This is a genomic window from Prevotella pallens (assembly GCF_900454935.1).
Classification (GTDB): Bacteria; Bacteroidota; Bacteroidia; order Bacteroidales; family Bacteroidaceae; genus Prevotella; species Prevotella pallens.
Window position 1 is genome coordinate 1610078 of record NZ_UGTP01000001.1, and the last position, 14059, is coordinate 1624136.

8 protein-coding genes are annotated in these 14059 nt (G+C 39.5%); 6 read left to right on the top strand and 2 right to left on the bottom strand.

What is annotated here, in order from left to right; all coding sequences use genetic code 11:
* Positions 1–42 precede the first annotated feature (42 nt).
* The 6 genes from DX009_RS06830 to DX009_RS06855 all read left to right on the top strand — a co-directional run bounded on the left by DX009_RS06830 (position 43) and on the right by DX009_RS06855 (position 9773).
* Complete coding sequence (locus tag DX009_RS06830) at positions 43–1467, top strand: CCA tRNA nucleotidyltransferase (RefSeq protein WP_115083472.1); 1425 nt, start codon at positions 43–45, stop codon at positions 1465–1467.
* 326 nt (positions 1468–1793) lie between these two features.
* Entirely contained in the window at positions 1794–3131 is a 1338-nt protein-coding gene (locus DX009_RS06835) for an efflux RND transporter periplasmic adaptor subunit (RefSeq protein ID WP_115083473.1), read from the top strand.
* A gap of 19 nt (positions 3132–3150) precedes the next feature.
* The gene (locus DX009_RS06840) at positions 3151–6411 is read left to right on the top strand and encodes an efflux RND transporter permease subunit (RefSeq protein ID WP_115083474.1); all 3261 of its coding nucleotides are present in this window, start codon (positions 3151–3153) and stop codon (positions 6409–6411) included.
* A gap of 25 nt (positions 6412–6436) precedes the next feature.
* Positions 6437–7816 carry a TolC family protein gene (locus DX009_RS06845; protein ID WP_006044575.1) on the top strand — a complete coding sequence of 460 codons (1380 nt, stop codon included), beginning with the start codon at positions 6437–6439 and terminating at the stop codon, positions 7814–7816.
* A gap of 25 nt (positions 7817–7841) precedes the next feature.
* On the top strand, positions 7842–8624 hold the full coding sequence (gene lpxA / locus DX009_RS06850; RefSeq protein ID WP_115083475.1) for an acyl-ACP--UDP-N-acetylglucosamine O-acyltransferase: 783 nt from the start codon (positions 7842–7844) through the stop codon (positions 8622–8624).
* A 540-nt stretch (positions 8625–9164) separates the two neighbouring features.
* A complete protein-coding gene (locus tag DX009_RS06855; protein ID WP_115083831.1) occupies positions 9165–9773 on the top strand; it encodes an HU family DNA-binding protein in 609 nt (202 codons plus the stop codon).
* Positions 9774–9842: 69 nt separating this feature from the next.
* Here DX009_RS06855 and trxA read toward each other — a convergent pair whose 3' ends face one another.
* Together trxA and dnaE are read right to left on the bottom strand one after the other, a co-directional pair.
* On the bottom strand, positions 9843–10157 hold the full coding sequence (gene trxA / locus DX009_RS06860; protein WP_004361992.1) for a thioredoxin: 315 nt from the start codon (positions 10155–10157) through the stop codon (positions 9843–9845).
* 79 nt (positions 10158–10236) lie between these two features.
* Positions 10237–13953, bottom strand: coding sequence for a DNA polymerase III subunit alpha (gene dnaE / locus DX009_RS06865; RefSeq protein ID WP_115083476.1), 3717 nt, complete (start codon positions 13951–13953; stop codon positions 10237–10239).
* Positions 13954–14059: the final 106 nt, after the last annotated feature.

Below are 14059 nucleotides of genomic sequence, written 5' to 3' on the forward strand. Positions count from 1 at the left end.
TAAAAATGTGTAACTTTGCATTATCAAATAGTTAAATGTAGTATGCGAGACTTGACTGATGCCGAATTGGCAAAGCTGATAGACAAGGATATATTTCATAAAATCTCTGATGCAGCCGACAAACTCGGCTTGGAATGTTATGTTGTGGGCGGTTATGTTCGCGACTTATTCCTTGAACGTCCATCTAACGATATTGATGTGGTTGTAGTTGGAAGTGGTATCAGTGTTGCCAACGAACTTAAAAAGACAATAGGGAAACGTGCACACATATCTGTTTTCCACAACTTTGGCACAGCACAAGTAAAATTCGGAGGTATGGAGGTTGAGTTTGTTGGTGCACGTAAAGAAAGCTACAGCCACGACAGCCGTAAGCCTATCGTGGAAGACGGTACACTGGAAGACGACCAAAATCGACGTGATTTCACTATTAACGCAATGGCAGTATGTTTGAACAAATCCCATTTCGGCGAATTGGTAGACCCATTCGGTGGCATAGACGATCTTTGGGACGGCATTATTCGTACACCTTTAGATCCTGATATTACTTTTTCAGACGATCCACTGCGTATGATGCGGTGTGTGAGATTTGCTACACAGCTAAATTTTTTCATAGAAGACGAAACATTCGATGCATTAGAACGTAATGCCGAACGCATAAAAATCGTAAGTGGGGAGCGTATTGCCGACGAACTAAACAAAATAATGGCAACACCTACACCGAGCAAAGGCTTTATTGATTTGTATCGTTCTGGATTACTTCAGATTATTTTACCCGAACTCGTAGCATTGGATATAGTAGAAACTCGTAACGGTAGAGCACATAAAAATAATTTCTATCACACATTAGAAGTCCTCGATAATATATCGCAAAAAACCAATAATATTTGGTTGCGATGGGCTGCGCTATTCCATGACATAGGTAAGCCTAAAAGCAAACGATGGGATCCTATTGCAGGCTGGACCTTCCATAATCATAATATAATAGGTGCAAAGATGATAACACCAATCTTTAAACGTCTGAAATTCCCAATGGACGCCAAGATGAAATACGTGCGCAAGTTGGTAGACCTGCACATGCGCCCTATTATTATAGCAGATGAAGAGGTTACAGACTCTGCTGTTCGTCGATTAATGAACGATGCTGGCGATGACATTGACGACTTAATGACACTTTGCGAGGCCGATATTACAAGTAAAAATGCTGCACGTAAACAGCGTTTTCTTGATAATTTTAAAATTGTTCGCGAGAAACTAAACGACCTTAAAGAGCGCGATTATAAACGGTTGTTACAACCATGCATTGATGGAAACGAGATTATGACTTTATTTAATTTGAAACCGTGTCGTGAGGTTGGAGAATTAAAGAAAACATTAAAAGATTCTGTCTTAGACAACAGTGTACCTAACGAACGCGAGCCACTAATGGAACTACTGAAGAAAAAGGCATCTGAAATGGGCTTGATGTAGAGTATTTCATTCATATTAAATATATTAAAGCGGCTTATATATATTAAGGTATCTTATTCATATAAAAGTCTTCGAACAACAATACAAATACTCTTCACTTCCATTAGTATATGATTTAATTATCTGGAATATAATAAATTCGACACACTAAGCATAATTATTGTTAAATGTACGAGTAGATTTAAATTATAATAGAGGTAAGAGTATTACCTTTGCAGTACGAAAACTCGTTTTATTATTTCGTTTTTTATAAAAGAATAGTATTTAAGGAGTTGTCTATAAGCAGTAGATAAAATAAGAAGAGACAATAATACACAAACAGAAATATGATTAGAAGTAAATTTTTACTATTAGCAGCATTGACTATAACTCTGCTCTCAAGTTGTGGAGGTAATAAACATCAATTACCAACAAGCAACGAATATCCAGTGATAACAATTGGTGCAGCAAATGCACAAATGAAAACAACCTATCCTGCAATACTCAAAGGAATCCAAGATGTAGAGATTCGTCCGAAAGTTAGTGGACTAATCACAAAACTCTATATCCACGAAGGAGAAGCAGTCCGTGCTGGACAGGTTTTGTTTGTTATTGATAATACAACATACCAAGCTGCTGTTCGTCAGGCTGAAGCTGCTGTAGCATCTGCGCAAAGTGGCATTAGTCGTGCGCAAGCAACAGTTGTTCAGGCACAGGCTGCCTTAAATTCTGCACAAGCACAAGCTGCAACTGCACAGCTCACTTACAACAACAGCAAAAACTTATATAACAATAAGGTTATTGGCGATTATGAGCTACAAAGTGCAAAGAATGCTTACGAAACAGCACAGGCATCTGTAAACCAGGCAAGAAGTGGTATAGAGTCTGCTCATTCTGGTATTAAGCAAGCCCAAGCTGCCCTAAAACAAGCTCAGGCAGGACTTGCTTCAGCAAAAGATAATCTAAGTTTCTGCTATGTAAAGAGTCCTACTAATGGTTTTGTTGGCAGTTTACCATATAAAGAAGGTGCATTGGTAAGCCCATCATCGGCAATGCCTGTAACAACCATTAGCAATATCTCAACAATGGAAGTATTCTTCTCAATGACAGAAGCAGATGTTCTTGCACTCTCACGCAACGACCACGGCTTAAATAATGCTATCAATAAATTTCCAAAAGTAAGTCTTCAACTAGTAGATGGTTCTATCTATAATCACGAAGGTATCATTGTTAAAACTAGTGGAATGATAGATGCAACAACAGGTACTATAAGCATTATTGCACATTTCCCTAATCCAGAACATTTATTGAAAAGTGGTGGTAGCGGTAAAGTCATAATTGCAAAAAACAGTAACAATGCTTTGGTTATTCCACAAGAAGCTACCACACAAGTTCAAGATAAGATATTTGTATACAAGGTAGATAATAACGGCAAGGTACACTACACAGAAATTAAGGTTAATCCAGATAACGATGGTGTAAACTACGTTGTTACTTCTGGCTTAAAACTTGGAGATAGAATTGTTTCTAAAGGCTTAACCACATTACAAGATGGTATGGAAATAAAAGCTTTAACACCCGCTCAGTACGACGAAGCATTGAAAAAAGCAGCTAAACTTGGAGAGAGCCAAAGTTCTGCTGGTGGCTTCTTAAAAGCAATGAAAGGCGACGACGATAAGAAATAGATAGTAAAATAAACGAATTATGACTTTCACTAATTTTATAAAACGGCCAGTACTATCAACAGTTGTATCTATATTCTTTGTGTTATTGGGTACAATTGGATTGATTTCGCTGCCAATTGAACAGTATCCTGATATTGCGCCGCCAACTATATCGGTTATGGCCAACTATCAAGGAGCTGATGCACAGACCGTATTAAACTCTGTTGTAACTCCATTGGAAGAGAGTATCAACGGTGTTGAAAATATGACTTATATACAATCAACAGCTACCAATGCTGGTAGTGCGATGATTACAGTATACTTTAAGCAAGGTTCTGATCCTGATATGGCTGCTGTGAATGTACAGAACCGTGTATCTCAGGCACAAGCTTTGCTACCAGCAGAAGTAACACGTGCTGGAGTAACTGTATCAAAACGCCAGTCGTCTAATGTAATAATGTATTCTTTAACAACCGATAATGGGCGCTACGATGATGAATTCCTCACAAACTACAATGCCATAAATATTGTTCCATTGCTGAAACGTATAAATGGTGTAGGCGATGTACAGACACCTGGTATGAAAACCTACTCTATGCGTATATGGCTAAAGCCAGAAAAGATGAAACAATATGGCCTTGTACCAAGTGATATCTCTGCAGCATTAGCAGAACAAAATATAGAAGCGGCACCAGGTTCATTCGGTGAACAGAGCAATATGACGTATGAATATACTATGCGATATAAGGGACGCCTAAAAACAGAGAAAGAATATGGCGATATCATTATATCAACTGATAATAGTGGTCAGACGCTTCATCTTCGTGATGTAGCCGATGTAAAACTCGGAGGATTGATGTATTCGGTGTCAATGCTAAACAATGGAGAACCATCTGTTGTAGGTATGGTTCAACAAATAGCTGGTTCGAATGCTACACAAATAGCAAAAGATGTAAAGGCTGCACTTGCAGATGCACAAAAGAGTATGCCACCAGGAATGAAGGTTACTATACAGCAAGATGTAACAGAATTCTTGTTTGCATCTATGGAAGAGGTAATCTTCACATTGTTCTTAACTCTTGGTTTGGTGTTCCTTGTTGTTTATGTATTCTTGCAGGATTTCCGTTCAACATTGATACCGATGATAGCAGTGCCTGTAGCATTGATAGGTGCATTCTTCTTCCTATGGATGTTTGGCTTTTCAATCAACTTACTTACACTTTCAGCACTATTGTTAGCAATTGCCATTGTGGTAGACGATGCCATTGTGGTAGTTGAAGCTGTCCATGCAAAGCTCGATTTAGGTTATAAGAGTGCATTAACTGCTGCTATTGATGCTATGAACGAAATTTCTGGCGCTATCATTTCTATTACATTAGTAATGGCGGCTGTGTTTGTTCCAGTATCTTTTATGAGCGGGACATCTGGTACGTTCTATCGTGAGTTCGGTGTAACAATGGCTGTTTCTATCGTTATATCTGCAATAAATGCCTTAACGCTTTCTCCTGCCTTGTGTGCTATATTCTTAAAGCCCCACAAAGAGGAAGAGAAAAAGAAATTAAGTCGTATCGATCGTTTCCATCTTGCATTCAATACTCAGTACAATAAGATTAATGCTAAGTATAAAAAGATGGTTGAAAGAATTATTAGCAACCGTGTTATAACAGGCATTTCGGTTATTGTAGGTATTGTGGCTTTGGTTATAACAATGGCAACCACAAAGACTGGACTTATCCCCGATGAAGATACAGGTGTACTTTTCGCAACTATTTCTTTGGAACCTGGTATGTCGCAAGCAGAAACGCAGAAGGTAACCAAGCAGATTGATGCGATGCTAAAGACAAACCCCTACATAGAACGCCGTGTGCAGCTCATTGGTTACAACTTCATTGCTGGTCAGGGTTCAGATCAGGCAACCTTTATTATTAAGCTGAAACCATTCGAAGAAAGAAAGTATGGTTTATTCGATCGTATAAAATCTGTATTTAATGGCGCAGGTATTGCTGGTTTATTTATTGACCCTACATCGTCTAATATGGTGTTGGGAATGATTTACAAGCAAACAGCAAGTATTAAAGGTGCACGTGTTTTGGCTTTCGGACCTCCAATGGTGCCTGGCTTTGCTATGTCGAACGGTTTGACTATATCTATGGAAGACCGTACGGGAGGCGATTTAAATAAATTCTTTACTATTACTCAAGAATATTTAAAGGCATTAAATGCACGACCAGAGATTAGCAATGCACAAACTTCGTACAATCCGAACTATCCGCAATATATGGTAAATATAGATGTAGCTAAGGCTAAACAAGCAGGAACTTCGCCTGCAGCCATTCTTTCTGTATTGCAAGGTTACTATGGCGGTATGTATGCATCTAACTTCAATGCGTATGGCAAGCTGTATCGTGTAATGATTCAAGGAACAGTGGAAAGCCGTATCAACGAAAATGGATTGAACGATATATATGTTAGAACTAAGGGTGGAATGTCGCCTGTAGGCGAATTCTGTTCTCTGAAACGCATATATGGTCCTTCTAACATCGCACGTTTCAACCTGTTTACATCTATCACAATAAATGCACAAGCTGCTGATGGCTATTCGTCTGGAGAAGCTATTAAGGCTGTAGAAGAGGTTGCTAAACAGAAGCTTCCTGCAGGATATACCTACGAATTCTCTGGTTTGACACGTTCAGAGCAAGAATCTTCTAATTCAACGGGTATTATCTTCGCTCTGTGTCTTGTTTTCGTGTACCTTATTCTTAGTGCACAATACGAAAGCTACATACTTCCATTGGCTGTTATTCTTTCCATTCCGTTTGGATTGGCAGGGGCTTTCATCTTTACAATGTTGTTCGGCCACAGCAACGACATCTATATGCAAATATCGCTTATTATGCTTATTGGTTTGTTGGCAAAGAACGCTATCTTAATTGTTGAGTTTGCATTGGAACGTCGGCGTACGGGTATGGCTATTAAGTATGCTGCCATTCTTGGTGCCGGAGCACGTTTGCGCCCTATTCTTATGACTTCTCTTGCAATGGTAGTTGGTTTGTTGCCACTAATGTTTGCAAGTGGTGTAGGTAAGAATGGTAACCAAACACTGGGTGCCGCAGCCGTAGGTGGAATGTTTATTGGTACGCTTTGTCAAGTGTTTATTGTGCCTTCGCTCTTTATGATATTCGAATATCTACAAGAGAAGCTGAAACCTATAGAGTTTGGAGACGAAGAAAACAAGCAAATTGCAAAGGAATTGAAACCTTTCCTTGGGGGACCAGCAAGTGAATACGAGGTAGAAGAGTAAGGATTACTAAGAAAGTAAGAAAGTTATGAATATAAGAAAGATAATTATTATAGGACTTGCAACTATGTCGCTGACTGGTTGCAAAAGCCTATATGGAACATACGAACGCCCAGAAGTGAAGATGAATGGAATTGTGCGAGACCCCGTAAACGATGAAGCAACGTTGGAGGGAACTAACAATTTTGGCCAGCTACCATGGCGCAGTATGTTTACCGACACATATCTGCAGGCAATTATAGAAAAGACTTTGGCTAATAATCCAGATCTTCTCAATGCTGCACTTAATATTGATATTGCCGAACAGCAACTCAACTCTGCCAAATTGGCGTTCTTGCCAACGGTTGCACTCACACCACAAGGCACCATATCGCACTTTGGTTCACACGTTGAAGCTACTAAGTCGTACACGTTGCCTATAACAGCAAGCTGGGAGATTGATCTTTTCGGTAAGCTACGCAATGCTAAAAAGGCGGCACAAATGTCTATGATACAAATGCAAGACTATAAAGTGGCGGTGCAAACAAAACTTATTTGTAACGTTGCTAACCTTTATTATACGTTGCTAATGCTCGACCGTCAGAATAAAATAGTTACCGATATGGCTACACTCACCAAAAGCACATGGGATATGATGCAACTGCAAATGGATTATGGTAGAGCACGTTCTACCAGCGTGCAGAGTGCACAATCGGCATATTACAGCGTTCAGACACAGGCAACTGATATTAAAAGACAAATTCGTGAAGCTGAAAACTCGCTAAGTTTACTAATGGGCGAGCCTGCGCACAGCATTGCTCGCGGAACTTTAGACAACCAGAATTTACCTTCTAACTTTTCTGGTGGCGTAGGCGTAGAGCTATTAAGCAATCGTGCCGATGTTCACGCTTATGAAATGTCATTAGCGCAATGTTTTTATAATGTGAACGAAGCACGTGCTCGCTTCTATCCGTCGCTCACCATAACAGGAACTGGTGGTTGGAGCAACGGCAATGGAATGGTAAATCCAGCAAAGTTACTTTTCAATGCTATTGCAGGTTTAACTCAGCCCATATTTATGCAAGGAAAACTTAAAGCCGGGCTACGTGTGGCTGAAGACCAATACAAAATAGCATACAACAAGTGGCAAAACAGCATACTCACTGCAGGCTCAGAGGTAAGCAATGCACTCGTAGCATACAATGCTGCTAACGAAAAGAACCAGCTTTACACACAACAGATAGATATTCTGAAAAAGAATGTAGAACAAACACAAATGTTGTACTCGCAAAGTTCAAGTTCGTATCTCGAAGTAATTACAGCACAACAAAACTTGCTTAACGCTGAAATATCGCAAGTGCAAGACCAATTCTCTAAGTTGCAAGCCATTGTAAACCTTTACTATGCACTTGGTGGAGGGTCGAAATAAGTTTCTTTAAAATACATTTACAAGTATGAGTAGTGAGATTAGTCCAAAAGCCGATGTTTCGCCAAAAGCTAAAATAGGCGACGGTTGCAAAATATTTCCATTTGTTTATATAGAAGACGATGTTGTTATTGGCGACAACTGTGTTATATTCCCATTCGTAAGCATCTTAAATGGTAGCCGAATTGGAGCCCGAAACAAAATTCATCAGTGCACTGTTATTAGTGCATTGCCACAAGATTTTAATTTCGTTGGCGAAAAAAGCGAATGTATTATTGGCGATAACAATATTATTAGAGAAAACGTGGTAATAAACCGTGCTACACATAGAGGGTGTAGCACCGTTATTGGGTCAGACAACTTTCTTATGGAAGGTGTACACATTAGCCATGACACCAAAGCGGGCAACCACTGCATATTTAGCTATGGAGCCAAAATTGCAGGCGATTGCGAGATTGCCGACCACGCAATCTTCTCGTCAAGCGTCATTCAAAAAGCAAATACACGTGTGGGAACTGCTGCCTATATAACAGCAGGAACTACCTTTGCGCGCGATATTCCACCGTATATCGTAGCAGGTGGCAATCCTATTGCTTACGATAGCGTAAATACATCTATATGTAGAGAACTGGGAATTAGCGAAAAGGTTATAAAACACATTGCTAATGCTTACCGCTTAGTGTTCCACGGACAAACTTCTGTGTTCGATGCTTGTTTACAAGTGAACGACCAGGTGCCCGATTCGCCCGAAATTAGAAACATAGTAGAGTTTATTCAGAAAACAGAACAAGGTATTATTTGCAAACTGTAAACACAAGAAAGATACTTAACAAAAGTCCTGCCAACTGCCTTAACCAGCGTTTGACAGGACTTTTGTTTTATACAGACCTGAGAAAACTGCAACAAGAAAGGCACAGACACAGACAGCAAACAGGTTTGCGCTTCTAAACGAAACAGACTTACAAGCTATGGAAACATACGCCGAAAAACACAGAAACACCTACAAGATTTTGCTATATAACGAGGAAACAAACACGATAGCACGTATACACCGTAATTTTCACCCTACTTTCTTTCGTTTCTCTCAGGATATTGTTGTATTTTTGTAGTTACCAAATTGTGTTACTTAAATTAAGCAACTATCTACTTAAACTTAAATAATAATCTATTTAAACTTAAGTAACTGTCTACTTAAATTTAAGTAATAACATTAGATAGGGATATAATTATGATTCATCAAGCATATAATCATCATTAAAACACCATTAAAATACCATTACAACGGTGATAAATACAAATTAAAGTGTATTTAAACAAAACAGAAACCCATAAATATAAAAAAAGAATCAATATGAGTGTAGATTACAAGCTATTAAAAAACTATAGTACATCGGCAAAAAAGACTGAATACAGAGCAGTGATTGTGGAAAACCAAAAGGTTGGCTTAAGGCGAATAGCCAAAAACATAGAAGGAGCTATGTCGCTTACAAGTGCCGATATTGTGGGAGCAGTGGCTGGTTTGTGCGATGAGATAGTACACAACCTGCAGTCGGGCAAGAGCGTACACTTGCCAGGACTTGGTCATTTCTCACTCTCCGTAAAGGGCGACGTGTACGAAGATCCGCGCACACATCACTACAGGCTGCGCAATGCCAAAGTTCGCACGGTGAAGTTTCGTCCCGATAAGGAGATGATGGAGGCACTCAGAAACACCGAATTCGTAAACGCTACCTATAAATACAACAAAACAAAAGTGCCCACAGAGTCTGAAATAGACGAAGCCATTGACGCATTGCTTGCCGAAAATACTTTCTTCACAGTAGAAGAGTTTCGCTTTCAGCTTAATTTGTCAAGTTCGTACGCATATCGTATCACAGCAAAATTAGAAAGCAAGGGCAAAATACGTAACATTGGGCGCGGTCGCACCAAACTGTTTACACGTGTTGAAACAGAAAAGTAAGCGCACAGAAAAAGGCACCAAACAGTTAGCGTTCGGTGCCTTAATAACATTTGTACAATTCTGCTTACATTAAAGCAAAGTTTTGAACTTTTCGTCGAGCTTGTCTTTAGATGCAGCACCCACAAACTTGTCTACCAATTCACCATTCTTAAAGAATAGAATTGTAGGAATATTGCGTACTCCATAATCAATGGCAATGTCGTCGTTATCTTCTATATTGCACTTTCCAACAACAATTTTGCCGTCGTAATCGTTAGCCAATTCAGATATAACTGGACCTATCATCTTGCATGGTCCACACCATGTTGCCCATAAATCAACTACCAATGGCAATTCGCCATTCTTATAACTCTCGAAGTTCTCGGTTGTAATTTCTACTTCCATGTCTTTTAGATTTTTGTTAAACAATTATATTTTAAATTTCATTTAATACTCCAAACACTGTGCCAACTTTCTTAGTTTGTCAGTTTATCTTATATTCCATATTCTCTTCGTTGGCAATAAAGTCGAGCAACGAGCGGTCTACATCAACCCCTTTGTTGCGATAGTGAAGCGTTACAGAAGCTTGGTCTGCCGTGTGTAGCTCAAAGTAAAGCTGCGTATCGCCTTCGTTTCGCTCTACCAACGAAACCAGTTCCGAAACAGTACGGTCGTCCACAGTAGATGTATCCATCATAATCGTAAACTTTTCCAGTCGGTGTTTCTTTACATCATATAGTTGCTCCACGTTCTGTATCTTCAGTTCAAACAAATTACTGTTGCGATATCGTGGCTGACATTTTGCCGTTATAAAGATAGTATAATTCTCTTTCATTAGTCCATTCCATCGCATCCAGTCGTCGCCAAACAAAGTAAGTTCGCCCGAGTTCTTAAAATCCTGAATGGTAACAATACCAAAAGGTTTGCCCGTTTTCTGCGAAAAGCGTTCATTTACGCTAGTTATAATTCCGCCAAACGTAATTTCATCGCGTTCCGACAGTTTTTCTAAATCAGCCCCTCGTCCAATTTCTTCTATATGCGTGTTACACATATTGTTCATTATCACGCTGTAATCATCTAATGGGTGGGCTGAAAGGTATATGCCAATTAATTCGCGTTCATTGTTCAGTTTCTCTACACTTGGCCAACGGTCGGCCTTTGGAATAGGCGGTTGCGCAATCTCTATCGCATCATCTCCACCAAAAAGCGAGTGCTGCATTTGTGCCTTTTCTTGTTGGAACAATTGTCCATACTTAATTAACGAGTCGAGAAAACACACACCTTTTGCATTTACACCAAAGTATTCTTCGCGCTGTAAGCCTAATCCATCAAAGCTACCACTCTTTGCTAAGTTTTCAAAAGCCTTCCGGTTTACATTGCTAAGGTCTATACGTTCAACAAAGTCGAATATGTTTTTATACGGTCCATTCTTATCTCTTTCGCTTACAATAGCCATAGCTGTACCCGTTCCCATTCCCTTTATAGCTGAAAGACCAAAACGTATGCCTCCCTTTTTATTCACGCTGAACCCTATCTGACTTTCATTTACATCAGGACAAAGCGTTAATATTTTAAGAGCCTTACACTCTTCCATCAGCTTTGTTATTTCGGTAATCTGACTGAAGCGGCGTGTCATTAAAGCTGCCATAAATTGTGCTGGATAGTGTGCTTTTAAATAAGCAGTTTGGTAAGCCACCCACGAATAACACGTAGCGTGCGACTTGTTAAAAGCATAGCTGGCAAACTTTTCCCAGTCGCCCCATATCTTTTCCAACACTTCGGGGTCGTGCCCATTGGCTTTTCCTTGCGCAAGGAACTTAGGTTTCATTTGGTCTACAATGGCTTTCTTCTTTTTTCCCATCGCCTTACGCAAAGCATCGCTTTCGCCACGCGTAAAGTTAGCAAGCTGACGACTAAGCAACATCACTTGCTCCTGATAAACCGTAATGCCATACGTATCTTTTAAATACTTTTCCATGCACGGAATATCGTACTTTACCAGCGAAGGATCGTTTTTACGCTTAATAAAGTCAGGAATATAATCCATAGGTCCCGGACGATAGAGTGCATTCATTGCAATAAGGTCTTCGAATACAGTCGGATGCAATTCGCGCAGATATTTCTGCATTCCTGCCGATTCAAACTGGAACGTTCCTACAGTTTGCCCACGCTGATAAAGCCGATAGGTGAGTTCATCATCAATAGGAATATTGTCAATATCTATTATATCGCCTGTGGTTTGCTTTATAACTTTACACGCTTCCTTTATTTCTGATAGGGTTTTCAAGCCAAGGAAGTCCATCTTAATAAGTCCTGTTGATTCTATGACGTGTCCATCATACTGCGTTACAGGAACCTTCTTTTCTGGGAAATCTGGGTCAGTGGCAGTAGAAACCGGCACCCAATCGCTAATAGGATCGCGACAGATAATGAATCCACACGCATGAATACCAGTGGTGCGCACCGTACCTTCTAACATTTTAGCATACTTAATAGTATTTCGTTCGCGCGCATCTTCACTTACTTCAGCTTCTTGCAATAATGGAGTGCAAGCAATGGCATTGTTTAAATTCATCTTCAAGCCATCTGGGAGACGTTCTGGAATAGCCTTACAAAGTCGGTTTGCTAATTCTATAGGTAATCCTTCTACACGTGCAACATCTTTAATAGAGTTTTTGGTTGCCATCGTACCATAAGTAATAATGTGTGCACAGTTCTCTTCACCATATTTATCTGTTACCCATTGTAACACTCTTCCACGTCCATCATCGTCGAAGTCGGTATCAATATCAGGAAGGTTTACACGGTCGGGATTTAAGAAACGTTCAAAAAGCAAATCATATTTCAAAGGGTCTATACGTGTTATTCCTAAACAATAAGCAACAACCGATCCAGCAGCAGAGCCACGCCCAGGTCCAACCATCACCCCAAGTTCATTGCGTGCGGCATTAATAAAGTCTTGAACTATAAGAAAGTAACCAGGAAAACCCATCGTTTTCATAACGTGCAACTCGAACGTTACAGCTTTCTGAACATCTTCTGGAATAGGATCGCCATAGAGTTTCTTAGCCCCATCGTGTGCTAATTTAGATAAATAGTCAGCCTCAAACTTAATACGATAAATCTCTTTATAACCTCCTAAACGTTTTATTACTGCTTGTCCGTCCTCTGGAGATAATGGATTCTCGTCATTCTCATCTGTAGTAAATTCTTCGTAAAGTTGCTGTTCCGTGAACTTTTTACGCCATTCTTCTTCTGTTCCAAAGCTCTCTGGAATTGGAAAGACAGGCATAATAGGTCCATTATCTATACTATACATCTCTACCTTATTGAGAATCTCCAAAGTGTTGCTCAGTGCTTCTGGTACATCAGCAAACACATCGTTCATCTCCTCGCGTGTTTTAAACCATTCTTGTTTCGAATAACGCATTCGTGTAGGCGAGTCCAAACTTTCTTGTGTTGCAAGACAAAGAAGGTGGTCGTGTGCTTCTGCAGTCTCCTTATCTTCAAAGTGACAATCGTTAGTACACACATATTTAATATTATATTCTTTTGCAAATTGCAACAATACCCTATTAACCTTCTGTTGTAATGGAAAAGCATCTCGATTGGCAACTAGCGTTGGGTCCTTTACTTCATGGCGTTGTAACTCTAGATAAAAATCATCGCCGAAAACTTTTTTATACCATTCCACAGTCTCGCGCGCTGCATTCATATCTCCCTTTAAGATATTACGTGGAATCTCACCAGCTAAGCAAGCAGAGCATACTATTAGCCCTTCATGGTATTTCTCTAAATCAACACGGTCAGTACGTGGGCGATAATAAAAGCCATCTACCCAAGAGTGCGATACTAATTTTATAAGGTTTTTATATCCTTGATAATTCTTTGCTAACACTATAAGGTGGTAACCAGAATTATCGTGCATATCCTTTACCTTATTCTCTTTTCGTCTTCGCGCTACATACATCTCGCAGCCGAAGATAGGTTTAAAAGGTTCTTCTCCATTCTTCTTCCGCTTCTTATTGATATTAGCACAGTAATCTGAGAATTCTTTTATTCCGAACATTACACCATGATCGGTAATAGCCATACCCTTCATACCATTTTTAATTGCCTTATCAACAAGATTAGGTATTTTTGACTGTCCGTCAAGCACCGAATAATATGTATGAACGTGTAAATGTACGAAATCTTCCATTGTTTATTATTATATACTGCTATTCTTTTTGGGATTTCAAAGATACTACTTATACACGAGATACCAAAAGAATAAGAGTAAAAATTTGTGAGAGTAATAAAAAATA